This is a genomic window from Pseudomonas sp. Pseusp10 (assembly GCF_059492225.1).
This window is the reverse complement of sequence record NZ_CP168528.1, coordinates 1972812-1997515: the sequence shown is the minus strand read 5'-3', so window position 1 is coordinate 1997515 and position 24704 is coordinate 1972812. Positions and strand designations below refer to the sequence as shown.

The 24704-nt window shown below is 60.7% G+C and carries 25 protein-coding genes; 13 read left to right on the top strand and 12 right to left on the bottom strand.

Annotated features, from left to right (window positions below; all coding sequences use genetic code 11):
* Positions 1-47: 47 nt before the first annotated feature.
* On the bottom strand, positions 48-1145 hold the full coding sequence (locus ACEN8Z_RS08905; protein ID WP_495598106.1) for a PLP-dependent cysteine synthase family protein: 1098 nt from the start codon (positions 1143-1145) through the stop codon (positions 48-50).
* Positions 1146-1392: 247 nt separating this feature from the next.
* Between ACEN8Z_RS08905 and nhaA the strand changes: the two genes are divergently transcribed.
* The gene (gene nhaA / locus ACEN8Z_RS08900) at positions 1393-2580 is read left to right on the top strand and encodes a Na+/H+ antiporter NhaA (RefSeq protein WP_495597391.1); all 1188 of its coding nucleotides are present in this window, start codon (positions 1393-1395) and stop codon (positions 2578-2580) included.
* Positions 2581-2684: 104 nt separating this feature from the next.
* Here nhaA and ACEN8Z_RS08895 read toward each other — a convergent pair whose 3' ends face one another.
* On the bottom strand, positions 2685-3149 hold the full coding sequence (locus ACEN8Z_RS08895) for an outer membrane lipoprotein (protein ID WP_495597390.1): 465 nt from the start codon (positions 3147-3149) through the stop codon (positions 2685-2687).
* A gap of 164 nt (positions 3150-3313) precedes the next feature.
* On the opposite strand from ACEN8Z_RS08895, the gene ACEN8Z_RS08890 reads away from it, so the two are divergent.
* Positions 3314-3550 (top strand): hypothetical protein, encoded by a 237-nt coding sequence (locus tag ACEN8Z_RS08890; RefSeq protein WP_495597389.1) that lies wholly within the window; start codon positions 3314-3316, stop codon positions 3548-3550.
* Between the two features lie 5 nt (positions 3551-3555).
* Here the strand turns inward: ACEN8Z_RS08890 and pdxH are convergent, their stop codons facing one another.
* From pdxH to dinG, 5 genes are all read right to left on the bottom strand, one after another.
* Positions 3556-4203 carry a pyridoxamine 5'-phosphate oxidase gene (gene pdxH, locus ACEN8Z_RS08885; protein WP_007996798.1) on the bottom strand — a complete coding sequence of 216 codons (648 nt, stop codon included), beginning with the start codon at positions 4201-4203 and terminating at the stop codon, positions 3556-3558.
* Positions 4204-4227: 24 nt separating this feature from the next.
* The gene (locus ACEN8Z_RS08880) at positions 4228-5235 is read right to left on the bottom strand and encodes an OmpA family protein (RefSeq protein WP_495597388.1); all 1008 of its coding nucleotides are present in this window, start codon (positions 5233-5235) and stop codon (positions 4228-4230) included.
* Between the two features lie 113 nt (positions 5236-5348).
* Positions 5349-6494: a serine hydrolase domain-containing protein gene (locus tag ACEN8Z_RS08875; RefSeq protein ID WP_495597387.1), complete on the bottom strand. Its 1146-nt coding sequence runs from the start codon at positions 6492-6494 to the stop codon at positions 5349-5351.
* A 241-nt stretch (positions 6495-6735) separates the two neighbouring features.
* Positions 6736-9123, bottom strand: a complete 2388-nt coding sequence (locus tag ACEN8Z_RS08870) for a beta-agarase (protein ID WP_495597386.1) — start codon at positions 9121-9123, stop codon at positions 6736-6738.
* 96 nt (positions 9124-9219) lie between these two features.
* Positions 9220-11364, bottom strand: coding sequence for an ATP-dependent DNA helicase DinG (gene dinG, locus ACEN8Z_RS08865; RefSeq protein WP_008016067.1), 2145 nt, complete (start codon positions 11362-11364; stop codon positions 9220-9222).
* 99 nt (positions 11365-11463) lie between these two features.
* On the opposite strand from dinG, the gene ACEN8Z_RS08860 reads away from it, so the two are divergent.
* On the top strand, positions 11464-11931 hold the full coding sequence (locus ACEN8Z_RS08860; protein ID WP_495597385.1) for a CopD family protein: 468 nt from the start codon (positions 11464-11466) through the stop codon (positions 11929-11931).
* Positions 11932-12001: 70 nt separating this feature from the next.
* Here the strand turns inward: ACEN8Z_RS08860 and ACEN8Z_RS08855 are convergent, their stop codons facing one another.
* The 4 genes from ACEN8Z_RS08855 to ACEN8Z_RS08840 all read right to left on the bottom strand — a co-directional run bounded on the left by ACEN8Z_RS08855 (position 12002) and on the right by ACEN8Z_RS08840 (position 14670).
* Positions 12002-12760 carry a hypothetical protein gene (locus ACEN8Z_RS08855; protein ID WP_007996807.1) on the bottom strand — a complete coding sequence of 253 codons (759 nt, stop codon included), beginning with the start codon at positions 12758-12760 and terminating at the stop codon, positions 12002-12004.
* A complete protein-coding gene (locus tag ACEN8Z_RS08850) occupies positions 12753-13031 on the bottom strand; it encodes a DUF1145 domain-containing protein (protein ID WP_007996809.1) in 279 nt (92 codons plus the stop codon). The genes ACEN8Z_RS08855 and ACEN8Z_RS08850 overlap by 8 nt, the downstream gene beginning before the upstream one ends.
* A 148-nt stretch (positions 13032-13179) precedes the next feature.
* On the bottom strand, positions 13180-13890 hold the full coding sequence (locus ACEN8Z_RS08845; RefSeq protein WP_495597384.1) for a PA1041 family peptidoglycan-binding anchor lipoprotein: 711 nt from the start codon (positions 13888-13890) through the stop codon (positions 13180-13182).
* Between the two features lie 90 nt (positions 13891-13980).
* Positions 13981-14670 (bottom strand): PA1041 family peptidoglycan-binding anchor lipoprotein, encoded by a 690-nt coding sequence (locus ACEN8Z_RS08840; RefSeq protein ID WP_495597383.1) that lies wholly within the window; start codon positions 14668-14670, stop codon positions 13981-13983.
* A 189-nt stretch (positions 14671-14859) separates the two neighbouring features.
* On the opposite strand from ACEN8Z_RS08840, the gene ACEN8Z_RS08835 reads away from it, so the two are divergent.
* From ACEN8Z_RS08835 to ACEN8Z_RS08820, 4 genes are all read left to right on the top strand, one after another.
* On the top strand, positions 14860-15357 hold the full coding sequence (locus ACEN8Z_RS08835; protein WP_495597382.1) for a DUF6231 family protein: 498 nt from the start codon (positions 14860-14862) through the stop codon (positions 15355-15357).
* Positions 15358-15361: 4 nt separating this feature from the next.
* Entirely contained in the window at positions 15362-15838 is a 477-nt protein-coding gene (locus ACEN8Z_RS08830; protein ID WP_007992374.1) for a YchJ family protein, read from the top strand.
* Positions 15839-15926: 88 nt separating this feature from the next.
* A complete protein-coding gene (locus ACEN8Z_RS08825) occupies positions 15927-16421 on the top strand; it encodes an LEA/WHy family protein (RefSeq protein WP_007996870.1) in 495 nt (164 codons plus the stop codon).
* Complete coding sequence (locus tag ACEN8Z_RS08820) at positions 16418-16630, top strand: SEC-C metal-binding domain-containing protein (RefSeq protein ID WP_495597381.1); 213 nt, start codon at positions 16418-16420, stop codon at positions 16628-16630. The genes ACEN8Z_RS08825 and ACEN8Z_RS08820 overlap by 4 nt, the downstream gene beginning before the upstream one ends.
* Before the next feature lie 160 nt (positions 16631-16790).
* On the opposite strand, the gene ACEN8Z_RS08815 is transcribed toward ACEN8Z_RS08820, so the two are convergent.
* Positions 16791-17345, bottom strand: coding sequence for a cysteine hydrolase family protein (locus ACEN8Z_RS08815; RefSeq protein ID WP_495597380.1), 555 nt, complete (start codon positions 17343-17345; stop codon positions 16791-16793).
* 194 nt (positions 17346-17539) lie between these two features.
* On the opposite strand from ACEN8Z_RS08815, the gene ACEN8Z_RS08810 reads away from it, so the two are divergent.
* The 6 genes from ACEN8Z_RS08810 to ACEN8Z_RS08785 all read left to right on the top strand — a co-directional run bounded on the left by ACEN8Z_RS08810 (position 17540) and on the right by ACEN8Z_RS08785 (position 24665).
* A complete protein-coding gene (locus ACEN8Z_RS08810) occupies positions 17540-19990 on the top strand; it encodes a penicillin acylase family protein (RefSeq protein ID WP_495597379.1) in 2451 nt (816 codons plus the stop codon).
* Between the two features lie 477 nt (positions 19991-20467).
* The gene (locus tag ACEN8Z_RS08805; protein ID WP_007996874.1) at positions 20468-21250 is read left to right on the top strand and encodes a transporter substrate-binding domain-containing protein; all 783 of its coding nucleotides are present in this window, start codon (positions 20468-20470) and stop codon (positions 21248-21250) included.
* Positions 21251-21306: 56 nt separating this feature from the next.
* On the top strand, positions 21307-22035 hold the full coding sequence (locus tag ACEN8Z_RS08800; protein WP_495597378.1) for an ABC transporter permease: 729 nt from the start codon (positions 21307-21309) through the stop codon (positions 22033-22035).
* The gene (locus ACEN8Z_RS08795) at positions 22032-22742 is read left to right on the top strand and encodes an ABC transporter permease (RefSeq protein WP_495597377.1); all 711 of its coding nucleotides are present in this window, start codon (positions 22032-22034) and stop codon (positions 22740-22742) included. The genes ACEN8Z_RS08800 and ACEN8Z_RS08795 overlap by 4 nt, the downstream gene beginning before the upstream one ends.
* Positions 22743-22768: 26 nt before the next feature.
* Positions 22769-23887 carry a succinylglutamate desuccinylase/aspartoacylase family protein gene (locus tag ACEN8Z_RS08790; RefSeq protein ID WP_495597376.1) on the top strand — a complete coding sequence of 373 codons (1119 nt, stop codon included), beginning with the start codon at positions 22769-22771 and terminating at the stop codon, positions 23885-23887.
* A 13-nt stretch (positions 23888-23900) separates the two neighbouring features.
* A complete protein-coding gene (locus ACEN8Z_RS08785; RefSeq protein ID WP_495597375.1) occupies positions 23901-24665 on the top strand; it encodes an ABC transporter ATP-binding protein in 765 nt (254 codons plus the stop codon).
* Positions 24666-24704: the final 39 nt, after the last annotated feature.

The following is a 24704-nucleotide window of genomic DNA, read 5'->3' as shown; positions in this document are numbered from 1 at the left end:
TCGCGAGCAGGCTCGCTCCCACATTGATATTCAGCGTCTGGGCGTTCTCAGATATTTGCGCGCAGCACGCTCGCCGGCAGCGGCTCCCCTCTCTCCACCGTCGCGGCCACCGCAGCCATCAAGCCACTCAACTCATATCCCTGAGCCTTGAGCCACTCCGGATCGTAATAGGTCGTGGCGTAGCGCTCTCCGCTGTCACATAGAATCGCCACCATCGACCCCGTCTCCCCCGCCGCCTTCATGTGCTGAGCAGCCATCAATGCGCCGATCAGGTTGGTCCCGCTCGACCCGCCCACATGGCGTCCCAGGCGCTCGGCCAGGTAGTGCATGGCCGCCAGTGACAGGGCATCCGGCACCTTGACCATCGCGTCGATCACCTTGGGCAGAAACGACGCTTCCACACGCGGCCGGCCAATGCCTTCGATGCGCGAGCCGTGGTCCAGGCGCAGGCTGGCATCGCCGGTCTGGTAGTAATCGAAGAACACCGAACGCTCGGCATCGGCACACAGCACGCGGGTGCAGTGCTGGCGATAACGCACGTAACGACCCAGGGTGGCCGTGGTGCCGCCAGTGCCTGGGCTGGAAATCAGCCAGCTCGGCTCGGGATGCTGCTCGAAACGCATCTGATGAAAGATCGACTCGGCAATGTTGTTGTTCGCCCGCCAGTCGGTGGCGCGCTCGGCGTAAGTGAACTGGTCGATGAAATGCCCGTCGTGTTCGCGAGCCAGACGCTCGGACTCGGCGTAGATCTGGGTCGGGTCGTCCACCAGATGGCTTTGGCCACCGTAGAAGGCAATTTGCGCGATCTTTTCTTTCGAGGTAGTTGCCGGCATCACCGCAATGAACGGCAAGCCCAGCATGCGCGCGAAGTACGCTTCGGAAATCGCCGTCGAACCGCTGGATGCTTCAATCACCGGCGCACCGGGCTTGAGCCAGCCGTTACACAGTGCATAAAGGAACAACGAGCGCGCCAGCCGGTGCTTCAGGCTACCCGTTGGGTGGCTGGACTCATCCTTGAAGTACAACTCGATACCCGGAAAACCTGGCAGCGGCAAAGGGATCAGGTGGGTGTCGGCGCTGCGCTGGTAGTCGGCTTCGATGATCCGGATCGCTTCGCGGGACCACTGTCGGTTGTCGCTCATGATGGTTTTCTCATTGAATCAGGCAAGAGTCGGCCTTGTCACAGGGCTCAACCATCAAGCTTAGGAAAAAACCTACATCCAGCACAGGTACAGCTGAGATCCAATACGCCCGGCAACTGCTAGGCTCAGTTCGCTGCTGGCGGATCACGTTGTAACGACATATAACAAAAAAGAATATAACTTTTGTTTTAACAACTAACGGTACTTGTTAGGGTGTAACACCTTTTGAATTCACGGATGGAGAGCGACCTTGCCTCTGCGTAGCACTTTCACGCGTTTCTTTCAGTTGGAAGCTGCCAGCGGTCTGTTATTGATCGCCGCTGCCGTTCTGGCTCTGATCATCAACAACTCGCCGCTGTCGTGGCTGTACAACGGCCTTCTGGACACCCCCGTGGTGGCGCAGATCGGCGCGCTGAAAATCGCCAAACCGTTGCTGCTGTGGATCAACGACGGCCTGATGGCGCTGTTCTTCCTGCTGATCGGCCTGGAAGTGAAGCGCGAAGTCCTCGACGGCCAGTTGTCCAAACCGTCGCAAATCGTCCTGCCTGGCGCAGCGGCGATTGGCGGCATGGTGGTGCCGGCGCTGATCTACTGGTATCTCAATCGCGACACGCCACCGGCCCTGAACGGCTGGGCAATCCCGACCGCCACCGACATCGCCTTCGCCCTTGGCGTGCTGGCGCTGTTGGGTAAACGGGTTCCGGTTTCGCTGAAGCTGTTCCTGATGACCCTGGCGATCATCGACGACCTCGGTGCGATCATCATCATTGCGATCTTCTATTCCGGCGCGCTGTCGACCCTGTCCCTGGCGCTGGCCGCAGCCTGTATTGCGGCGCTGATCGGGATGAACCGGCTTGGTGTGGTCAAGCTCGGGCCGTACATGATCATTGGCTTGATCCTCTGGGTCTGCGTGCTCAAGAGCGGTGTCCACGCCACGCTGGCCGGCGTGACCCTGGCCTTCTGCATTCCGCTGCGCACTAAAAATGCCGAGCCCTCCCCGCTGCTGACCCTGGAACACGCCCTGCATCCGTGGGTGGCCTACGGCATCCTGCCCCTGTTCGCCTTCGCCAATGCCGGCCTGTCCCTGAGCGGCGTCACCGTCGAAAGCTTCACTCACCACGTCCCCATGGGCATCGCCATCGGGCTGCTGTTGGGCAAGACTGTCGGTGTCTTCGGGCTGACCTGGCTGGCCGTGAAAACCGGTATCGCCGCCCTGCCCCAAGGCGCCAACTGGGGCCAGATACTGGGCGTGGCGATTCTCTGCGGCATCGGTTTCACGATGAGTCTGTTTGTCGGCTCGCTGGCCTTTGAGCCGGGTGTGAGTGATTTCGCCGGGATGGACCGCATGGGGATCCTGACCGGTTCGATTCTGGCCGCGCTGATCGGTTATGGGGTAACGGCGATGGCGAGCCGCAAGAGCTCCAACCAGGCATCCTGACAAACCGCGATACCGCCTGACGCCAATCAGGACTCACCTGAGCTGAAAAACAAAAAACCCGATCAGTCACCTGATCGGGTTTTTTGTTTATCCGGTGTTTGCGCTTAGTGCGAAACGCGGCTGGTGCCACCCACACTGGCGATACGCACACGCTCGCCAACACGGAACACTTCGTTCGGCTGAACTTCCTGAACGTAGGCGCGCATGCTGCCATCGTCTTCGCGCACGGTGATTTCCACGCCCTGGGTGCGGGTCAGGCCTTCTTCCGCGGCCGAACCGAGCAGACCGCCGGCCACAGCACCGATGACAGCAGCAACGACGCTGCCCTTGCCGCCACCAACGGAGCTGCCACCAACGCCGCCGACCACTGCGCCTGCAGCGCCGCCGATCGGGGTTTTGGTGCCTTCGATTTTCACCGGACGCAACGCTTCGATAGTGCCCATGCGAACGGTCTGCACGCGACGCGCCTCGTCACGGGAGTAGGAGTCACCGGTCAGGCTCGATTGGCAACCAGTGAGCAACATCGCCATCGTGGAAAAGGAAGCAACCAGTAGAACAGACTTACGCATAGCATCAACTCCAAAGAAACAGATATTCATTAGACTCCGCAGCTTGACGCCTGTCACGACACCGCCCGGATAAAATTGTTTTGATTCAGGCTCCGTTAAGGCGCCTCCACGAACTCACACAGTAGCGGCAAAACCGGAAAACTGCCCACTGGCCAAGGATTCTCATGGACTACTTTATCATCGTCGTCACGACTGTTGCCGGTTTGTACTTCCATTGGTGGCTGTACGTGCGGATCAAACGCTGGATGGACCGCGACCTGGCACTAGCGCTGGCGGGCAAGGACGAGCAGAAAAAAGCCTTCATGCTCGAACAGTTGACGAGTGCCCGGGCGCAGAAGATCAAGCGTCGAGACCTGCCGAAGTGGCTGGAGACCGCTGCGGCAGGCTATCCCGGTCGGTAGATTGCTCAGGGTGCCAGACGTTCAAGAATCCAGTCGGCGCCCTGCTGGCGGTAATTGAGGCGATCGTGCAGGCGGCTTGGGCGGCCCTGCCAGAATTCGATGCGTTCCGGCAGCAGGCGATAACCGCCCCAGTGTTCCGGGCAATGCGGCTGGGTGTCGCTGAAACGTTGCTCGGTGTCCTTGAGCAGCGCTTCGAGTTCGCCACGATCGGCGATCACGCGGCTCTGCGGCGATGCCCAGGCCCCCAGGCGACTGCCCAGTGGGCGGACCTGATAATAAGCGTCGGACTCCTCAGGCGTAACCTTCACCACCCGCCCTTCGATGCGCACCTGGCGCTCCAGCGCCGGCCAGAAAAACGTCATGGCCGCGAACGGATTCGCGGCCAGGTGCTGGCCCTTGGCGCTTTCGTAGTTGGTGAAAAAGGTGAAGCCCTGCTCGTCCAGGCCTTTGAGCAACAGAATGCGACAGTGTGGTCGACCGTCCGGGTCGACGGTGGCCAAGGTCATGGCGTTGGCTTCCACGGGCGCCTGTTCGGTTTTCACCGCGTCGGCGAACCACTGGTGGAACAGCGCAAACGGCTCGGCCGGGGCTTGTGCCTCGGTCAGGCCATCACGGGTGTAGTCACGACGCATATCAGCCAGGCCCTTGGTCATGGCGCATTCCTTTTGGTTAACGATTCACTGCTTTGCAGTATCGGTGGCGGCGACTTTCTTGTCAGCCGCGGAGGCTTTGGCTGGCGTGGTTTTCTTCGCCGGCGTTGCAGTTTTCGCAGGTGCTTTCTTGGCCGGAGCTTTTTTCGCCGGGGCTTTCTTCACCGCTGGAACAGCAGCCTTTTTAGTCGCCGGGGCCGGTGTCACAGGCTTTGCCACCGGCTTGACGTCAGCGGCAGCGACCATGGTCACAGGCGCCGGCGCCGGCATGTTGTACTTGCTCAGCAGCGCGACCATGGTGTTTTGCGGGGTCACCAGCAGTTCCACGCGGCGGTTCAACGCACGCCCTTGCACGCTGTCGTTGGCAGCACGCGGCGCTTCACCGCCCAGGCCACGCAGCATCAAGCGATCACGCTGCAAACCACTGAGACGGAAAATCGCCGCAACGGCCTGGGCACGCTCCTGGCTCAGTTTGACGTTGGCAGGCGCAGCGCCGGACGTATCGCTATGGCCGAGGATCAAGACAGCAGTCTTTGGATCGGCTTCAAGGATTTTGGCAACCCGGGTAAACGGACCGAGTGTGACCGGCAGCAGCATGGCCGGACGATCAGGGTTGAACGAGCCTTCGACCGGCGCGGTCACCACCAGTACGTCTTCGCGGCGCTCGAGTTGCATGTTGCTGCCCTTGACCGCCTCGCGCAGACGCGGTTCGTAGTCGTCAAGCCAGGCCTGGGTGACTTTCGGATCTGGCATCGGCACGGCCTTGGCGGCGCTCTGTTCGCTACCGCCGAACGGCCAGTACCACTTGCTACCGCTATCGGTTCCGGACTTGGCCACCGCAACGGGTTTGACTTCAGGTTTCACCTGCGGCTTGACCGCGGGTTTGCCGGCGCTGTCGTCGGAACTGAACGGCCAGTACCAGTGGCTGCTGCTTTCAGTCTTGGCGACAGGTGCCGTCGCGTCTTTCTGTGGAGTCTGTGCGCAACCGGTAATGGCGAAGCACAGGGCCAAGGCGAGGGTTTTATTGGATGACATTGGATATCCACAAAAATGAAGTCAAAAAAATCAGGCCACATCGGCCCGTACAAACTGACGCTTTGAAACTGGAAAGGTTATCGGGTTCCAGTCCTGGAACCCGATAATCGTTTTTACAGACAAGTGGCCAGGACCCGCACCAGCTTTTGCGCTCGTGGGTCCATCAAGACGTACGGCCCCAGGGTATTTGTCACAAATCCGAAGGCTACATCGTGCTCCGGGTCAGCAAAACCGATGGAACCGCCGGCACCCGGATGACCAAACGCCCGTGGGCCAAGGCCGAACGTGGCATTCGCAACGTCCGGTTGATCGAGCATGCAACCCAGGCCGAAACGGGTCCGTGTCAGTAAAGTCTTGTCCTCGCCGAGGCTGTGCTCACGAGTCAATTCATCGAGCATTTCGCTTTCCAGCAGGCTGCCGTCGAGCAGGCCGGCGTAGAACCCGGCCAGGCTGCGGGCATTGCCATGGCCATTGGCGGCTGGCTGTTGCATGCGTCGCCACTCGGGTTTGTTGGTGCTGGTCATGATCGACGGCGGGTTGGTGAACGCCCGGGTCGTCATGGCCGTTGGCTCACGCATGGTCACTTGCAGCAGGCGCTGGGCGGCGGCATCGCCGACATTGCCCTTGCCCCGCGCAATGTGGGCCACACGATAGAACTCTTCGTCGGCCAACCCCACATGAAAGTCCAGTCCCAATGGCCTGGCGACCCGCGCCACGATGGACTCCCCCGGCCCACGACCGTCGGCACGGCGCAGCAATTCACCGATCAACCAGCCATAGGTGATCGCCGCGTAACCGTGACCTTCGCCCGGCGTCCACCACGGCGTTTCGGCGGCCAGGGCGTCGACCATGGTTTGCCAGTCGTACAGGGCTTCAGGGGCCAGTAATTCGCGCAATGCCGGAAGGCCGGCCTGATGGCAGAGCAGTTGACGCAGGGTGACGGACTCTTTGCCGGCAGCGGCAAATTCGGGCCAGTAGCGTGCAACCGGGGCATCCAGTTGCAGCTTGCCTTCGGCCACCAGTTGCAGCGCGGTGACGGCAGTAAAGGTCTTGGTGCAGGAGAACAGGTTGGCGATGGTATCGCTGTGCCAGGCCTCGGCCCCGTCCTTGTCGGCAGTGCCGGCCCACAGATCGACGACGGTTTCGCCACCTATCTGAATGCACAACGCTGCGCCACGCTCCTGGGGATCGTCGAACAGCGCGGCGAACGCCTCTCGCACCGCTTCGAACTTAAGCTCGTAATGACCCTGAATCTGCACCCGCAACTCCCCGGATTAACGCTCTACAAAGTGGCGGGCATTGTTCCAGCCCTTGAGGGTTTTGGGAACAGGGTTGGGCTGGATGGTTGTGGCGAGGGGGCTTTTCGGATCGCCGCACCGCCCCGTTGGAGTGCGCAGCGCTCCCAATTTTTCGGCCATTGCCGAGATTTTGGGGTTGCTACGCAACCCAGCGGGGCGGTGCGGCGATCCGACAAGCCCCCTCGCCACAGGGTTTCAGCGATTAATGGCCTTTCCCGGAATGCCCACCAGCGCCCTTCCCCGGTCCCTTGCCGGCCTCGGCTTTCCTGCCGCCCTCGGCATCGTGGCTGGCTTTGTCGGCTGCGACTGCGGCCTTCTCGGCTTCTTTGGCCAATTGCTCGACCGTCGCCAGATTGCTCTTGCGCACGCTGTCGACAAAGCCCTGGAACGGCAGATCAGTGACGCCCACCAACCCGAAGTGACCGTTTTCACCGTCAAGCAGGCGCCCGGTGACCGGTTGATCGAGGTACTGGAACCAATGCACGCCAACAATCGACGGCTCGCTCAATGCCTGCTTGAGGAAGTTGGCGTACGCCGGACCGCGGTCCTCCTCCTTCACCAACGGCGTGACGCCGCCCCAGAACGGCCCACGATCAACCGAGCCGAAATTGAACTCGGTGATCAGCACCGGTTTGTCGAGACTGCGCAGTTTGGCGAAGTCGTAACCATCCCGGGGTTGCAGGGTGTACATGTTGAAGCTCAACACGTCGCAATACTGGGCGCAGGACTCCACGGCTTCCGGCGTGCTGATCGCGAAACGGCCGCCGAGCAGCAGCTGGTTCGGCGCGTGCCATTTGAGTGAGTCGGAGATGGTCTTGAAATAAGTGTCGGCAAAGACCTTCTGGAAGTATTTGAAGTCCGCTTCGATTTCCGGGTGCTCGGCGCTTGGCAGTGGCGGCACGAACCCTGGGTCTTCCATCAATTCCCAGGCCGGCAGATCAATGCCCCAGGCTTTCGACAGGCCCGCCTGGTTGCGGTACTTGTCGCGCAGTTGCTTGAGGAACGCGCGCTTGGCCGGCACGTCAGTGGTCATTTTCAAGGTGCCGTAGGCCAGGGCATAACGGGCTTTCGGGTCATCGCCGGGACCGGCCCAGGCCAGTTCGTTGTCGGCGTAGTAACCGATCAGCCACGGATCGTCGCGATGATCGCGGGCGGCAATGGCCACGGCACGTTCAGTGGCCATGGCGAAACGCGGGTCGAACGGGTCGGGCATGCCGCCCCACCAGTCGGTACCGGTGCTGATGCTGGCATAGTCGCCGACAATCGACAGCGGCAAGGTGTACGGCACGCGATCAGCGTTGCCCAGTACGGGTGCGCTCCAGTTGCCAATGGTGTTGAAGCCCCAGGCCTGCAAGCGGTCGAGGGTGTGACTGGCCCAGCGTTGCTCGTCGAACAGCGCCTTGCACGGTTCGACAGATTTGGGCTCATCGGCTGTCGCTACCGTCGCTTCGGCGACACTGGCCTTGGCATCGCTGCCCTTCGCGCATGGATCGCCATACAGACGCTGCAGGTTGGCACCGTAGAAGTCGTACCAGCGACCGGCATTGTAGCCGCGCCCTTGATCGGCACCGTTACCGCCACGGTTGTCGCCTTCGCCGTAGTGATTGGCCAGGGTCTCGTCAGCCTTGGGCAGGGATTCGAACATCCACTCGCGGCCGGCAACGTAGGTCTGGTTGACATCCGGGGCCACGGTATTGACCCCGAGGGAATAGAACGGGTGGCCTTCAGGCGTCACCAGATACCAGCGACCATCGCGTTTCTCGGTGCGGAAAAAGCCGCTGGCCTTGAATGACGGGCCTTTGGTCAAACCACCGAATTTGTCCAGGGAGGACTTTTCGCGCTCGGCCAGCCAGGTTTTCAGTTGCTGCTGCTCCTTGCCAGCTGCACCTTTAAGTTGTTCGTCGCTGCTGACTTTTTCCGGCCATTTGGTCCGGGTCGACTGGCCATATGCATCCACCAATCCGCCATAGACGGCTTGGGTGACCGACTCGCCGTCCTGCACACCAAAGCGCTCCAGCAGGATGCTTTGCGCGGCTTTCGGCTGGTCCATCGACAACGTCACGGACACCACCTGGCTGCGATCCAGCTCACCGGCACTACTGGCCAGCAACACACGCTGCCCCTCGACGGTCATCGGCATCGGCGGGCCAGCCTTCATGCCCTGGCTCAGCGGTGATGTCGCCTGCAAAGGCACCAACAGGGTTTGCGCAGGCCCCGCCGGCAAATCGACGCGGCTGACCAGTGTCTTGCCGTCGTTGCTCTGAATGGTTACGTACAGGGTCAAGGCCCAGTTCATCGCACTCTGGATCCGCAGGCTCATGACACCCGACTGCGACCAGTCCCAGGCACCGGTTTGTGGGGTCAGGCGCAAAGCCGGCCGGGCGACCGGGTTGAACGTCACTCGGCGCAGCACTTCGCCTTCAGGGGTTTGCTCGGCGTTGGACTGCGGCAGGCTGGCGTCCTGAGTCGCCACCTGGACCACGTCGGCGGGGCGCACAAAGTTGAACAGCGTCTGCTGGCTGGCAGGAGCGGCCAACAGCGGTGTTGCGAACAGCAGGGCAAAAACGGCAGGCAACGAACGGCAAATCATGAGAACGAAAATCTCCCTAACGACCTTCAATGGGCCAGTGGAAAAGCGATGGCAGAGAGATAGACAACGCGGTGGGCAAAACTGCCCACCGGTGCTTCAGGAAATTTCTCGACGGAACGGCGGCAACGCGTTGAGGATGGCTTTGCCATAGCGCTGGGTCACCAGGCGCCGGTCGAGCAAGGTGATGGTGCCGCGGTCTTCTTCGGTGCGCAGCAAGCGCCCGCAGGCCTGGACCAGCTTCAGCGAGGCGTCCGGCACGGAGATTTCCATGAACGGATTGCCACCCCGGGCTTCGATCCATTCCGACAGCGCCGCTTCGACGGGATCATCGGGTACCGAGAAAGGAATCTTGGCAATGACCACGTGCTCGCAATAGGCACCGGGCAAGTCTACCCCTTCGGCGAAGCTCGCCAGGCCGAACAACACGCTGGAATCCCCGCCATCGACTCGCGCCTTGTGCTTGTTCAGGGTTTCCTGTTTCGACAGGTTGCCTTGAATGAACACTTGCTTGCGCCAGTCACGGTCGAGGCCATCGAACACGTCCTGCATCTGTTTACGCGAGGAAAACAGCACCAGCGTGCCCCGCGAGCCTTCTACCAACTCAGGCAGATCACGAATGATCGCGGCGGTATGCGCCGCTGCATCACGCGGGTCGGCGTTCAGGTTCGGCACCCGCAGCACACCGGCGTCGGCGTGATGGAACGGGCTCGGCACCACCGCCGTCACGGCTTTTTTCGGCAGGCCGGCGCGCATGCGGAAGCGGTCGAAGGTGCCGAGGGCCGTCAAGGTCGCCGAAGTCACCAGACAGCCATACGCCACGTTCCACAGGTTGCGCCGGAGCATTTCCGCCGCGAGGATGGGACTTGCGTTGACCTCGATGTCGAACAGCGAACCACTTTCGGCCAGAGTCAGCCAGCGGGCCATGGGCGGGTTGTCTTCCGGGTCTTCGACGGTGAAGGCTGTCCACAGCTCCCAGTTGCCGGAAGAACGCGACAACAGGCTGCCGAACAGCGGATACCACTCTTCAGCCTGGTTGCTGGCGATGCCAATGTTGACCTCGCCGTCCATGCCTTCCTTGAGCAGGTCGGTCAGGCGGGTAAACAGATCGGTCAGACGCGCGAAGCCTTTTTTCAGTTCGATGCCCATTTCACGCATGTGCTCGGGAATCACCCCGCCGACGAATCGGTGACGCGGGCGCTCGCGGCCTTCAACGTCTTCGCCGGGTTTGAAATCGGCAATCTGCTCGCAGGCGGTGAACATGAATTGCTGCTGGGTCTTGATCTCCCGCGCCAGCTCCGGCACCTGCTCGATCAACTTGCCCAGGTCGCCGGGCAACGGGTGCTGGGCCAGCAGTTTGGTGAGGTTCTTGGCGGTGGTTTCCAGCCAGTCGGCGGTGGAGCGCAGGCGCGTGTAATGGGCAAAGTGACCAATGGCCTTGTCCGGCAGGTGATGGCCTTCGTCAAACACGTAGATGGTGTCACGCGGGTCCGGCAGCACAGCGCCGCCGCCCAGGGCCAGGTCAGCCAGGACCATGTCGTGGTTGGTGACAATCACGTCGACCTTGCCCATGCCTTCGCGGGCCTTGTAGAAGGCGCACTGGCCGAAGTTCGGGCAATGGCGGTTGGTGCACTGGCTGTGATCGGTGGTCAGGCGCGCCCAGTCGGCGTCTTCCAGGGCGGTGGACCAACTGTCGCGGTCGCCGTCCCACTTATTGCCGGCGAGCTTCTCGATCATGCTGGTGAACAGCTTCTGGCTGGCCTCGTCGACCTCGATCTTGAAGCCTTCTTCTTCGAACAGTTGCGCAGTGGCAGTCTGCGCGTGGCCTTCCTGGAGCAACATATCGAGCTTGGACAGGCACATGTAGCGCCCGCGTCCCTTGGCCAAGGCGAAGCTGAAGTTCAGCCCGCTGTTGCGCATCAGGTCGGGCAAGTCCTTGTAGACGATCTGCTCCTGCAGGGCCACGGTAGCCGTGGCGATCACCAGGCGCTTGCCGGCGGCCTTGGCCGTGGGAATCGCCGCCAGGCTGTAGGCCACGGTCTTGCCGGTACCGGTGCCGGCTTCCACCGCGACTATCGCGGGGTCGCCACTGCGCCGGCCTTCGTCGTCGGTGTCGATATCACCCAGGACCTTGGCGACTTCGGCGATCATCAGGCGTTGGCCGTAGCGCGGCTTGAGGCTCTTGGCTTCGAGAAAACGCGAGTAGGCGCCCTGGATCGTGGTTTTGAGTTCGGTGCTGATCATGGATTGTCGGGCGCAAAAAACGCTGGATAAATTTTCAGTGGTTCGGTTCGGTCGCTATCATACCCCGCTAATGAATCCTGCGCAGAACGGAGTAACCCAATGACGCCTTTTAGTCTCGTTTACAGCCTGCATGTACTGGCCGCCCTGGTCTGGGTCGGCGGCATGTTTTTCGCCTGGATGGTCCTGCGCCCCGCCGCGATGAAGGCACTTGAAGGCCCTGCCCGGCTGAAGTTGTGGGTAGAAGTGTTTCAAGGTTTTTTCCGCTGGGTCTGGGTGGCGGTTGTACTGCTGCCAATCAGCGGCGTGGGCATGCTGCATCTGCACTTCAACGGCTTTGAAGCCGCACCGCGCTATGTGCAGGTGATGATGGGGTTGTATGTGGTGATGACCGCATTGTTTATCCGCATTCAGGCGCTGATGCTGCCGGAGTTGCGCGCAGCCGTGGCCGAGCAGGATTGGCCGGCCGGGGCGGCGGTACTGGGGCGGATTCGCCGATTGGTGGGGATCAATTTGTTGGTGGGGTTGGCTGTGGTGGCGATTGCTGCAGCACGGCCGCCGATGTTCTGAAGCAACTCTGGCTTGGGAGCTTGGTGTAGCGAGGGAGCTTGCTCCCTCGCCACAGGGATCTCAGTGTTGCTTACATCCGCTGCACAGTCACCGAACCCGCCGCACCTTCTGGCCCTGGCTGACCATCAGCCCCAGGTTTACCGCTCTTGCCGCCATCGGCCTTGTAAACCAGGCAGCCCTTGGCCTTGCCACCCGCACCCGGTTTGCCGCCAGGGCCGGCCAGGCCACCGACACCACCGGCCACCTGAACCTTGATCCGGTCGGCCGGGAAATCGTGCGGCACTGCCAGTTTGACCAGCGCCCCCGGTGCCCCCGGCTGACCATTGCTGCCATCACTGCCATCGGCACCGCGACCGGCCTGCCCCCAGGTGCAGCCCGGTTCCTGGCCGTTGGCCCCATCAAGACCCACAAACCCCGGTGCGCCCGCACCACCGCGGGCATCAACGATCAATTGCGGTGCGTTGAGTGCCTTGATCTGCAAATCAAGGTTGCGCCCGGATCGAGCGGCCTTCTGGTAGGTCCCAGGTGCGCCACGAGCGGTAATCTGGCTGCCTTCGGATAAATCGGCCCGACGGACCTTCAGCGCCAGCGCCTGTTCCCCAGGCACTATGGCAATGCGTGCTTCACGCCCCAGATGCAATTCACCCACGGTAACTTCGGTCACATTCGAGGGGATCAGCAAGGTGCCGTAATCGGCCACTTCCAGGCGTTCCAGTTGCAGGGTGCTGGTGGTGTTGGGCAAGCGCATCAGCGAGTTGGGTTCGACACTCACCACCTGTGCGCTGGCCAATGGGCTGATGAGTGCGGCGAGCAGACAGAGTTTACGCATGGGAAGCCTTCGAAGCGGTGGGGGCTGGAATGGTTTGCAGGTGGAACACACCAAAAATGATGATCTTCAGACGGTCAAGCCAGGGATGGGCGCGACCCCGGAGGCTGCGATAGCACAGCAACGCTTCCAGAAGATGGATGCCCCCCAACAGGCCACCGGCCAGATTGACCAACAGGTGTAGCGGAAAGACGAACGGCGTGAGCAGATTGACCAGCACCACCGACCAGAACAGCAGGGTCAGCAACCGCCCCAGCCCCCATAAGACTTTCATACGCTCCCCCGATGAGAATTATTGTTTGCGCGCACAGTAACGGCTTCCACGCGGGATAAGCCAGAGGGCAATGGAAAAATCTTCACGATGGCCGCCGAACGGCCATCACAGCGATCAAACCTGTCGCCCGACGGCTCTATCTCTTGGCTCAGCGGTTTATATGCAGGTCCACGCGACGATTTTTCGCACGGCCTTCTTCTGTTTCGTTATCGGCGATCGGCTGGCTCTTGCCCTTGCCTTCGCTGGTGACTTTGTTCGGCGCCACGCCCTGGCTCAGCAAGTATTCCGCCACGCTGCTGGCGCGCCGTTCCGACAGGGCCAGGTTGTAGGCATCCGAACCGACGCTGTCGGTATGACCGACAACCTTGATGCCGACCACATCGGCATCCTCGAACTTGCTCATCAACGCATCCAGTTGACTCTTGGCCGTCGGGGTCAGGTCGGATTGATTGAAGGCAAACAGCACGTCATCGCTCAAGGTGATGACTTCGGACTGCGCGGGCTCGGACTTGACGCTGTCCGGATACTGCGGCACCGAGCATCCGTGGTGATCGACCCGGGTATTGGCGGGTGTGTCAGGGCAACGGTCACGTCGGTCGAAAATGCCATCGCCGTCTTCGTCGCCATCCTGTGCATAGCAGATCAAGCCGCCGGACAGGATACCCAGCGCCGCCCCACCCGCAGCCCAACCGCCACTCTCGATTGCGCCCAGACCACCACCGACCAGGCCGCCGATGAGGCTGCAAACTGGCCAGGTTCGTTGATTGAGGGGAGCAGTGCCATCACTGTGGGTCGCACAGCCGGTCAAGAGGCTGCCAAGTAGCAGAACCGGCAAGACGGTCCTTGTGAGAACTATCATGTTGAAAGCTCCTGTGTCCCCGGCCAATACCGGTTACACAGGAGTAAAGACCCGCATCCGCGACTGCACAAGGCGCGGATGCGAGGGGGCTTAACGCTGTATTTTGATTTCCGTACGACGGTTCTGTGCACGACCGTCAGCGGTTTTGTTGTCCGCAACCGGCTGGCTTTCACCGGCACCGACAACCGACACGAAATTGCTGCGAGGTACGCCTTGCGAGATGAGGTATTCAACCACCGAGTGGGCGCGTTTATCCGACAGTTTCTGGTTGTAGGAATCGCTGCCCACGCTGTCGGTATGGCCGGTTACGGTCAGTCGAGCAGTAGGGGCTTCGGCTTTCAGGCGAGTGGCAATCTTGTCGAGTACCTGTTTGTCGGACGAGGTAAGCGTGGCTTTATCAAACTGGAAGTGAACATCGCGGATGACGATGGTTTCTTCCTTGACCACAACCGCCTCTTCGACCACAGGTGCCGGTGGTGGGCAACCGTTGGCATCGACATGAACGCCTTTAGGCGTGCCCGGGCACTTGTCGCGGCTATCCGGTACACCATCGCCGTCTTCGTCGCCATCACCATGAACCCAGCAATAAGCCGCTGCCGTACCGCCGACGAGCAGAGCACCATACCCTGCCCATGCCGAGCTTTCGGTCGCACCGAGGCCCGCACCCACGACACCACCAACCGCCGCACAGGTCGGCCAGTCGGTTTTCTGCAAACCTGCGCAACCAGTCAAGACACTGGTTAGCAGAACCAAGGGTAATGCTGTCCGAACTATGCTCATCTAGTTTTCTCCTGAAGGATCGGCTTGGAACCGATTCAGGTAGTAAAGACCCGAGTTTTAATCTCCGCCAGCAATAGGCCATGCTGTTTATACACGCGTTAACGACGGGTTGGCGCTTTTACCGCCAAGCCGCTCTAGGCCCGAACGTTCGGGCAGGCTAGTCTTGGCAGATCTGATTGAGGATCTTTGATGATTGCAGGTATTTCTTCACGCACGCCGCAGCAGGCACTGGCCGCGTTACTTGACCGATATGCCCCCGCGCGCCTGTTGTTGATCGGCGCCAGCGAGTTCCCGGCGCTGGAGGCTTTCAAACTCGCTCACCCGGACAGTTGCGTCGCTTTCGCGTCCCCCGGCCCGTTGCCCGATGATTTGGCGGCCTGCCGATTCGACCTGGCCCTGGTGGTCGATTGCCTGGAGCATTTGCCCAAGCGCGACGGCCTGAACCTGCTGGGCGGCATCCGCAACCTCAACGCCAGTCGTATAGCAGTGCTGGCAGATCTGCCGGCCTGTGGCTGGCAGGAAACGGACTTTTTCTCCCTGGCCCTGCAAGCCAGCGAGCGCTTTCAACGGGACGAACAGGTCTTGACCCTGTTCACCTACGATCTGCTTGAATACAAACAAGTCCCCGACTGGCTCAATTCGCGCTTCTGGGCCAATCCGGAAAACTTCGGGAAATACTGGTGGTAATGCAATGAGTACATCCATTTGCCCTTGCGGCAGCGGCACCCTGCTCGATGCCTGCTGCGGTCATTACCATGCCGGGCACCCGGCGCCATGCGCCGAAGCCTTGATGCGTTCGCGCTACAGCGCCTACGTGCTGGGATTGGTCGATTATCTGGTGGCCACCACCCTGCCCGCCCAACAGGCCGGCCTGGATCGTCAATCGATCAGCGACTGGAGCGCGCAAAGTACGTGGCTGGGCCTTGAGGTGGAAAGCTCCGAAGTGCTGGGCGGCCAGCCCGAACACGCTTTCGTGACCTTCACCGCGCGGTGGCACGACAGCAACGGCGAGCACAGCCACCGCGAGCGTTCGTCATTTGTGCAAAACACCGGCCGTTGGTATTTCATCGACCCCACCGTGCCGCTCAAGCTCGGACGCAATGACGCCTGTCCGTGCGCGAGTGGGCAGAAGTTCAAGAAGTGTTGTGCGGGGTATTTCAGCAGTTAGGACATGAAGTACCTGTCCACCCCCGCAGGAGCTGCCGAAGGCTGCGATCTTTTGGGTCTAGACTGTGGCTCAAGGGAGAAACACTACGATGATCATCCGGCGCGGTGCACTTTATCTACTCACTTTGTTCCTGACACTCGGACTCGGTGGCTGTGCATCGTGGTTCGACGACGACTTGCCGGACCCCGAGGTCCATCTGGTGAAGATCGAGGTGGTCAGCGCCAAACTGCTGGAACAGAAATTCCTCCTGCATTTTCGCATCGACAACCCCAACGACAGCGACCTGACCGTGCGCAGTCTGGAGTACCGCGTTCACCTGGGTGACATACTGCTGGCCGACGGCGAGTACGAACACTGGTTCACCATCGGCCCCAGGCACAGCACTTACTTCAAGGTGCCGATCCGCACCAACCTGTGGTCCAAGGTTCGTGAAATGGCCAAACTTCTGAAAAAATCCGATCAGCCCATCCCCTATCGTCTGGAAGGTGAACTGGAAACCGGTATATTCATCGCCCACTACGTGCACCTGGCGCGCAATGGCGTGATAATCGCCGCCGATTTAATTCCGGAGCAACACCGATGACCCAGCAACCCCATGTCCACGGCCCTGACTGCAACCACGATCATGACCATCACCACCATGATCACGACCACGACCACGGCCATGTCCACGGTCCGAACTGCGGCCACGCTCACCAGGAACCGGTGCGCAACGCCCTGAAAGACGTCGGCCGCAACGATCCGTGCCCATGCGGCAACGGCAAGAAATTCAAGAAGTGCCACGGCGCCTGATGCTTCGGGCGGATATCGATATCGCCTGTTGAACCACCGCATCCTCCTGTGGGAGCGAGCTTGCTCGCGATGACGGCAGCACATTAACTATCAATGTGTCAGTCAGACCGCCATCGTCGGAACGCCGCCCGGAGCAAGCTTGCTCCTACAGGTTTTTCAGTCAGCCTTTTAATACACATGCACTGCCGACCACCGTCGCATACTCGCCGTGCAGATTCCCCAGCGACATCGCATGCACCTCTTCAGCGCTATGGGCATGGCCGAAAAAATCAGCCTTGTCGAAGGTAAAGCACGCATCCTCGGCCACCCACGTATCAAACCCCAGATTGCCCGCGGTACGCGCCGTGGATTCCACCGAGTTGTGGGTCGCGACGCCCACGATGATCAACTGCCCGATCCCCGCCTCGCGCAACTGCGCCTCCAGCCCCGTGGAACAAAACGCATCCGGCACCTGCTTCTGGATCAGGCGTTCACCGGCCATTGGCTGAAACCGCTGCTGAAACTCCACCCCCGACTGCTGTGGCCAGAACACCGAGTCCACTGAGCGGGACAGGTGCTGCACATGGATCACCGGCCGAGCGGTGCGCCGCCAATGGTCGAGCAATTCCAGCATGCGCGCTTCAGCCTGAGGGTTATTCCTGCGGCCGAGTCTGGGATGCAGGATGCCTTTTTGTTGATCGATGATGATCAGTGCCGCGTTTGTCTTGAGCTCCATGCCGACTGTTCTCCTGGATTGTTGACCGAGTCGCACTTCAACATCTCCCATTGCGACCGGCAAGGCTGCGATTTTTTGGGTTTATCAGACAAATCCTGAAATAACCTTGTACCCCGCTTGCACGGCCACCTCCTGCTCACTAACGTAGCGCCTTTATTGCGCGCCGCCGCCTCTACCCCCGCAGGAGCTTTGCCATGGCCTCGCCAGCCCTTACTCATTTTCTACCCCGGTTCGGCGTTGCCGCAGCAGTGGCCGGCGTCTTGAGCCTGACCGGTTGTCAGAGCTTCAACGCCCAGGACACCCTCCCGCCGACCTCCGGCGTGCAACCGCTCAAGGGCCTGGCGCAGAACGTTTCGGTGCGCCGCAATGCCATGGGCATGCCGCTGATCGAAAGCAACAGCTTCCACGACGCGCTGTTCACCCTCGGTTACGTGCATGCCAGCGACCGCATCACGCAGATGGTCACCCTGCGCCTGCTGGCCCAGGGCCGATTGGCCGAGATGCACGGTGCAGACCTTCTGGATGCCGACCGCTACATGCGGGCGGTCAACCTGAAGAAAAGTGCCGGCGAGTTGTACAAGGCCTCTTCGCCGCGCCTCAAGCGTTTCTTCGAAGTCTATGCACGGGGCGTCAACGCCTACCTGTTCCGCTACCGCGACAAACTGCCGGCGGACCTCGCGGCCACCGGCTACCAGCCTGAATACTGGCAGCCGGAAGATTCGGCGCTGATTTTCTGCCTGTTGAACTTCAGCCAGTCGACCAACCTGCCGGAAGAAATTTCCTCGCTGGTACTGGCCCAGACCGTCACCACCGACAAACTGGCATGGCTGACGCCGTCGGCTCCCGACGAAAAACTGCCGGTCGCCGAAAGCGAAAAACTGCAAGGCATCAAGCTCAACGGGCAAGTGCCGGGGCTGGCTGAACTCAGCAAAGCCACGGGGCAACTGTCGGACCTGAACCTGCTGGGCGCCACCTCGTCGAACAACTGGGCCATCGCCCCGCAACGCAGCCGCAGCGGCAAGAGCCTGCTGGCCAGTGACAGTCACGGCCCGCTGGGCGTGCCTTCGTTGTTCAGTTACGTGCAGATTCGCGCGCCGAAGTATCAGGCGTCCGGCGTGACCATCGCGGGCCTGCCGATGGTGCTTGGCGGTTTCAACGGCAAAGTGGCGTGGAGCATGACGTCCGTGATGGGCGACAACCAGGACCTGTTCCTGGAGAAGCTCAAACGCCAGGGCAACGGGCTCACCTACGAAAACGCCGGGAAATGGCAGCCGGCGATCGTGCGCAACGAAACCTATTTCGTCAAAGGCCAACGGCCGATTCGCGAAGCCGTGTACGAAACCCGCCACGGCCCGCTGCTCAACAGCGCCCAGGGCACCACGCTGGCCAATGGTTTCGGCCTGGCCTTGCAGACGCCGAGTTTCACCGATGATAAATCCCTGGATGCGTTCTTCGACCTGTCCCGCGCCCAGAGCGTCGAGAAAGCCTCGGATGCCAGCCGCGAAATCCGCGCCATTGCGCTGAACCTGGTGTTTGCCGACGCGAGCCACATCGGCTGGCAAGTCACCGGTCGTTACCCGAACCGCCGCGAAGGCGAAGGCCTGCTGCCCTCGCCGGGCTGGGAAGGTCGTTACGACTGGGACGGTTATGCCGACCCGATGCTGCACCCGTACGACCAGGACCCGGCCCAAGGCTGGCTCGGCACCGCCAACCAGCGAGTCATTCCCCATGGCTACGGCATGCAGTTGTCCAATTCCTGGGCCGCTCCGGAGCGCGGCGAGCGCCTGGCCGAACTGGCCGGCGCAGGTAAACACGACAGCCGCAGCCTGATCGCCATGCAATACGACCAGACCACTACCTTCGCTGCCAAGCTGAAGAAAATGTTCGAAGCGCCGGGCATGGCCCAGCCGCTCAAGCAAGCCATCGACGCCTTGCCCGCGGCCGATCGCGCCAAGGCACACGAAGCCTACAGCCGCTTGATGGCGTTCGACGGCAAACTCAGCCCGACCTCCACCGATGCGACAATCTACGAACTGTTCCTGCAGGAAAGCACCCGGCAGATCTTTCTCGACGAACTGGGCCCAGAAAGCAGCCCGGCGTGGAAGGCCTTTGTCGCCGACGGCAAGTTGTCCTACGCGGCCCAGGCCGATCACTTGCTGGGGCGTGAGGACAGCCCGTTCTGGGATGACGTGCGCACCGCGCAGAAAGAAGACAAACCGGCCATCCTCGCTCGCAGCCTCGCCGCAGCGATCAGCGCAGGCGACAGCCAGTTGGGCGGTGATCACAAAGCCTGGCAGTGGGGCAAACTGCATCGCTATGAATGGAAGAACACCAGCGGCCAGACCGTACGCGGTCCGCTGCCGGCCGGTGGCGATCACACCACGCTCAACACCGCTGCCTTCACCTGGGGCCAGGACTTCAACACCACGCTGGCACCAGCCATGCGCTTTATCGTCGACTTCGGCCAGTCCGAACCGCTGATGGCACAAAACGGCACCGGTCAGTCCGGCAACCCGGCCAGCCCGAACTACCTCAACAGCATCGAACCGTGGCTCAAGGGCCAGTACATGAGCCTGCCGATGCAGCCACAGAACTTCGACAACGCCTATGGCAAGGCACGGTTGACGCTGACTCCAGGTAAATGAACCTCCACTGTGGGAGCAAGCTTGCTCCGGGCGGCGTTCCGACGATTGCACCCTGTCAGTCAACATTGTGGATGACTGACATACCGCTATCGCGAGCAAGCTCGCTCCCACAGGTGGCTGTCATTGGCCCCCAAAAAAGATAGAACTTCTCGCTTCGCGCCAACCTCATTCCGCGGATGTTGCGCTGGCGCGAGGACAAGTCGGTCGACGAAGCCGATAGTTTGACGACCCTGTAAAATCTGCTCAGCCAAGACCTCTTCTCATACCGGATTTTTTTCTTTTTGAGCCGAATGAGTGCGGCCATTTCCCTGCGCCCGTTTTCGTGCATAAATCTGTCTCCGACCATTCTCCAAGCACCTTTTAAAACGCTTGTTCGGCACTCTGGTTCGGAAATTGCTACTTTCAATAGGTCTTACGCTTTCCAGTAACAATAATTCTGCGCCACAAGCGCTCATATTGGTTTTTAGGGATTGAATAATGAAAAAAGCATTGCTGACCCTTTCTGCACTGGCGTTGTGCATGGCTGCTGGCTCCGCCATGGCGAAGGAGTACAAAGAACTGCGTTTCGGCGTTGACCCTTCCTACGCACCGTTCGAGTCAAAAGCGGCCGATGGCAGCCTGGTAGGCTTCGACATCGATCTGGGGAACGCGATCTGCGCCGAGCTGAAGGTCAAGTGCAAGTGGGTCGAAAGTGACTTCGATGGCATGATTCCGGGCCTCAAAGCCAATAAATTCGACGGTGTGATCTCGTCGATGACCGTGACCCCGGCCCGTGAAAAAGTCATCGACTTCTCCAGCGAGCTGTTTTCCGGCCCAACCGCTTACGTGTCCAAGAAAGGTTCCGGCGTGACCGCAGACGTCGCGTCCCTCAAGGGCAAAACCGTCGGCTACGAACAAGGCACCATTCAGGAAGCCTATGCCAAAGCCATTCTGGACAAGGCCGGCGTAAAAACCCAGGCCTACGCCAACCAGGATCAGGTCTACGCTGACTTGACTTCCGGTCGTCTCGATGCAGGGATCCAGGACATGCTGCAAGCCGAACTGGGTTTCCTGAAGTCGCCACAGGGTGCCGACTACGAAGTCAGCAAGCCGGTCGACAATGAACTGCTGCCGGCCAAAACAGCGGTCGGTATTAAGAAAGGTAACACCGAGCTGAAAGCACTTTTGGATAAAGGTATCAAAGCGTTACACGATGATGGCACCTACGCCACCATTCAGAAGAAACACTTTGGCGATCTGAATCTGTACAGCGGCAAATAATGCCCGGCGCCCATCTCGCGATGGGCGCTTTTTTCATCCGATCAGGTTGCTGATTTATGTTCGAAAACCTACTGGAAAATCTTGGGCTCTCTGCCTTCAGCCTCAAGGGCTTCGGTCCGCTGCTGATGCAAGGCACCTGGATGACGATCAAGTTGTCGGCGTTGTCGCTGTTGCTGGCCGTGTTGCTCGGGCTGCTCGGCGCCAGTGCCAAGTTGTCAAAAGCCAAACTGATGCGCATGCCTGCCCAGCTCTACACCACCCTCATTCGCGGCGTTCCGGACCTGGTCCTGATGCTGCTGATTTTCTATAGCCTGCAAACCTGGCTGACATCGTTTACCGATTTCATGGAATGGGAATACATCGAGATCAACCCGTTCAGTGCCGGGGTCATTACCCTGGGCTTCATCTACGGTGCGTATTTCACCGAAACCTTCCGTGGCGCGATTCTCGCAGTCCCACGGGGTCAGGTCGAAGCGGCCACCGCCTACGGCCTCAAGCGCGGCCAGCGCTTCTGGATCGTGGTGTTCCCACAGATGATGCGTTATGCCCTGCCGGGTATCGGCAACAACTGGATGGTGATGCTCAAGGCCACCGCGCTGGTGTCGATCATCGGCCTGGCCGATCTGGTCAAGGCTGCCCAGGACGCCGGTAAAAGCAGCTATCAGCTGTTTTATTTCCTGGTACTTGCCGCGCTGATCTACCTGGTGATCACCAGCGCATCCAACGTCATCCTGCGCTGGCTCGAACGTCGTTACTCCGCCGGTACCCGGGAGGCCGTACGATGATCGAACTCCTGCAGGAATACTGGAAACCCTTCCTCTATAGCGACGGCAACAACATCACCGGCCTGGCCATGACCATGTGGCTGCTCAGCGCTTCGATCTTCTTCGGTTTTATCGTGTCGATCCCGCTATCCATCGCCCGTGTATCGCCGCACTTCTACATCCGTTGGCCGGTGCAGTTCTATACCTACCTGTTCCGTGGCACGCCGCTGTATATCCAGTTATTGATCTGTTACACGGGGATCTACAGCCTGGCCGCCATTCGGGCCCAGCCATTACTGGACGCATTCTTTCGCGATGCAATGAACTGCACGATCCTGGCCTTCGCCCTGAACACCTGCGCCTACACGACGGAGATCTTCGCCGGGGCGATTCGCAGCATGAACCACGGTGAAGTCGAAGCGGCCAAGGCTTACGGTCTGACCGGCTGGAAGCTGTATGCCTACGTGATCATGCCATCGGCCTTGCGCCGCTCGTTGCCGTACTACAGCAACGAAGTGATTCTGATGCTGCACTCGACCACCGTGGCCTTCACCGCGACCATTCCGGACATCCTGAAAGTCGCGCGGGACGCCAACTCGGCGACCTTCCTGACCTTCCAGTCGTTCGGCATTGCCGCACTGATCTACCTGACCGTCACTTTTGCGCTGGTCGGCCTGTTCCGCCTTGCCGAACGTCGATGGCTGGCCTTCCTCGGGCCGACCCACTAGGTCTCAACCTGCTTCAGGAACAACAGATGCGCCACCAGAAACATGACCTGCTGGCCCCGCTGCCGGGGACCGCACGACAGATCCACAGTTTTCACTTCGGCCCACAACCGGCCAACGGCAAGATCTACATCCAGGCCTCCCTGCACGCCGACGAAATGCCCGGCATGCTGGTGGCCTGGCACCTCAAGCAACGCCTGGCGGGGCTGGAAGCCGCCGGTCGCCTGCGCAGCGAAATCGTGCTGGTGCCCATCGCCAACCCGGTAGGCCTGGAACAGGTACTGATGGATGTGCCGCTGGGCCGCTACGAGCTGGAAAGCGGCCAGAACTTCAACCGCTGGTTCGTCGATCTCAGTGAAGAAGTCGGCAACGCGATCGAGGGCAAGCTCGGTGACGATCCGCAGCACAACCAGCAATTGGTCCGCAGCAGCCTGCGCGATGCGCTGGCCCGGCAGACCGCCGACACCCAATTGCAATCCCTGCGCCTGACCTTGCAACGGCTGGCCTGCGACGCCGACATGGTGCTCGACCTGCATTGCGATTTCGAAGCGGTTACACACCTCTACACAACACCTGAAGCCTGGCCGCAGGTCGAACCGCTGGGCCGCTACATCGGCGCCGAGGCCAGCCTGCTGGCAACCGATTCCGGTGGCCAATCGTTCGACGAATGCTTCACCCTGCTCTGGTGGCAGTTGAAGGAGCGCTTCGGCGAGCACTTCGACATTCCGCCGGGGAGTTTTTCGGTGACCGTCGAACTGCGCGGACAGGGCGACGTCAACCACTCGCTGGCCAGCCTCGATTGCCAGGCACTGATCGATTACCTGATCCATTTCGGTGCGATCGCTGGCGAACCCGCGCCCCTGCCCGACCTGCCCTATCCGGCGACACCGCTGGCCGGTGTAGAACCGGTGGCCACGCCCGTCGGCGGGCTACTGGTGTTCACCGCGTTGCCGGGCCAGTACCTGGAAGCCGGGCAACTGATCGCCGAGATAATTGATCCGATCAACGATCGCGTCACCCCCGTTCATTGCTCCGCCGCCGGGTTGATGTACGCCCGTTCGCTGCGCCGCATGGCCACTGCCGGCATGGTGATTGCCCACGTCGCGGGCACCGAAGCCTATCGCAGCGGCTATCTACTTTCGCCTTGAGGATGCACGCCCCATGTACAAATTGACCATCGAAGGCCTGCATAAAAGCTATGGCGACCATGAAGTCCTCAAAGGTGTTTCGCTCAAGGCCAGGACCGGCGACGTCATCAGCCTGATCGGCGCCAGCGGCTCGGGTAAAAGTACCTTTCTGCGTTGCATCAACTTCCTGGAGCAACCCAACGACGGCGCCATGAGCCTCGACGGGCAGAACATCCGAATGATCAAGGATCGTCACGGCATGCACGTGGCCGACGCCAATGAACTACAGCGGATTCGCACCCGCCTGGCCATGGTGTTCCAGCACTTCAACCTGTGGAGCCACATGACGGTGCTGGAAAACATCACCATGGCTCCGCGCAGGGTGCTGGGCTGCGACAGGAAAGAAGCCGAGGACCGCGCCCGGCGCTACCTCGACAAGGTGGGGCTGGCCGCCCGTGTGGCGGACCAATACCCGGCCTTCCTGTCCGGCGGTCAGCAACAACGGGTAGCGATTGCCCGCGCACTGGCCATGGAGCCGGAAGTCATGCTGTTCGACGAACCGACTTCGGCCCTGGACCCGGAACTGGTGGGTGAAGTACTCAAGGTGATCCAGGGCCTGGCCGAAGAAGGCCGGACCATGATCATGGTGACCCACGAAATGAGTTTTGCCCGCAAAGTGTCGAGCCAGGTGCTGTTTCTGCACCAGGGCCTGGTGGAGGAAGAGGGCGCGCCGGAAGACGTGCTGGGCAATCCGAAAAGCGATCGGTTGAAACAGTTCCTGAGTGGCAACCTGAAGTAATGGTTCCAGAAAACCTGTAGGAGCGAGCTTGCTCGCGAT

Bases quoted from the DNA above. Each gene is read 5' to 3' on its own strand.
- dinG (WP_008016067.1), bottom strand. From the start codon at position 11,364: ATGATCAGCACCGAACTCAAAACCACGATCCAGGGCGCCTACTCGCGT.
- ACEN8Z_RS08855 (WP_007996807.1), bottom strand. From the start codon at position 12,760: ATGCGTAAACTCTGTCTGCTCGCCGCACTCATCAGCCCATTGGCCAGC.
- ACEN8Z_RS08845 (WP_495597384.1), bottom strand. From the start codon at position 13,890: ATGATAGTTCTCACAAGGACCGTCTTGCCGGTTCTGCTACTTGGCAGC.
- ACEN8Z_RS08835 (WP_495597382.1), top strand. From the start codon at position 14,860: ATGATTGCAGGTATTTCTTCACGCACGCCGCAGCAGGCACTGGCCGCG.
- ACEN8Z_RS08895 (WP_495597390.1), bottom strand. From the start codon at position 3,149: ATGCGTAAGTCTGTTCTACTGGTTGCTTCCTTTTCCACGATGGCGATG.
- ACEN8Z_RS08840 (WP_495597383.1), bottom strand. From the start codon at position 14,670: ATGAGCATAGTTCGGACAGCATTACCCTTGGTTCTGCTAACCAGTGTC.
- ACEN8Z_RS08880 (WP_495597388.1), bottom strand. From the start codon at position 5,235: ATGTCATCCAATAAAACCCTCGCCTTGGCCCTGTGCTTCGCCATTACC.
- ACEN8Z_RS08820 (WP_495597381.1), top strand. From the start codon at position 16,418: ATGACCCAGCAACCCCATGTCCACGGCCCTGACTGCAACCACGATCAT.
- ACEN8Z_RS08825 (WP_007996870.1), top strand. From the start codon at position 15,927: ATGATCATCCGGCGCGGTGCACTTTATCTACTCACTTTGTTCCTGACA.
- ACEN8Z_RS08795 (WP_495597377.1), top strand. From the start codon at position 22,032: ATGATCGAACTCCTGCAGGAATACTGGAAACCCTTCCTCTATAGCGAC.
- ACEN8Z_RS08810 (WP_495597379.1), top strand. From the start codon at position 17,540: ATGGCCTCGCCAGCCCTTACTCATTTTCTACCCCGGTTCGGCGTTGCC.
- ACEN8Z_RS08870 (WP_495597386.1), bottom strand. From the start codon at position 9,123: ATGATTTGCCGTTCGTTGCCTGCCGTTTTTGCCCTGCTGTTCGCAACA.
- pdxH (WP_007996798.1), bottom strand. From the start codon at position 4,203: ATGACCAAGGGCCTGGCTGATATGCGTCGTGACTACACCCGTGATGGC.
- ACEN8Z_RS08850 (WP_007996809.1), bottom strand. From the start codon at position 13,031: ATGAAAGTCTTATGGGGGCTGGGGCGGTTGCTGACCCTGCTGTTCTGG.
- ACEN8Z_RS08785 (WP_495597375.1), top strand. From the start codon at position 23,901: ATGTACAAATTGACCATCGAAGGCCTGCATAAAAGCTATGGCGACCAT.
- ACEN8Z_RS08890 (WP_495597389.1), top strand. From the start codon at position 3,314: ATGGACTACTTTATCATCGTCGTCACGACTGTTGCCGGTTTGTACTTC.
- ACEN8Z_RS08860 (WP_495597385.1), top strand. From the start codon at position 11,464: ATGACGCCTTTTAGTCTCGTTTACAGCCTGCATGTACTGGCCGCCCTG.
- ACEN8Z_RS08805 (WP_007996874.1), top strand. From the start codon at position 20,468: ATGAAAAAAGCATTGCTGACCCTTTCTGCACTGGCGTTGTGCATGGCT.
- ACEN8Z_RS08790 (WP_495597376.1), top strand. From the start codon at position 22,769: ATGCGCCACCAGAAACATGACCTGCTGGCCCCGCTGCCGGGGACCGCA.
- ACEN8Z_RS08830 (WP_007992374.1), top strand. From the start codon at position 15,362: ATGAGTACATCCATTTGCCCTTGCGGCAGCGGCACCCTGCTCGATGCC.
- ACEN8Z_RS08800 (WP_495597378.1), top strand. From the start codon at position 21,307: ATGTTCGAAAACCTACTGGAAAATCTTGGGCTCTCTGCCTTCAGCCTC.
- ACEN8Z_RS08815 (WP_495597380.1), bottom strand. From the start codon at position 17,345: ATGGAGCTCAAGACAAACGCGGCACTGATCATCATCGATCAACAAAAA.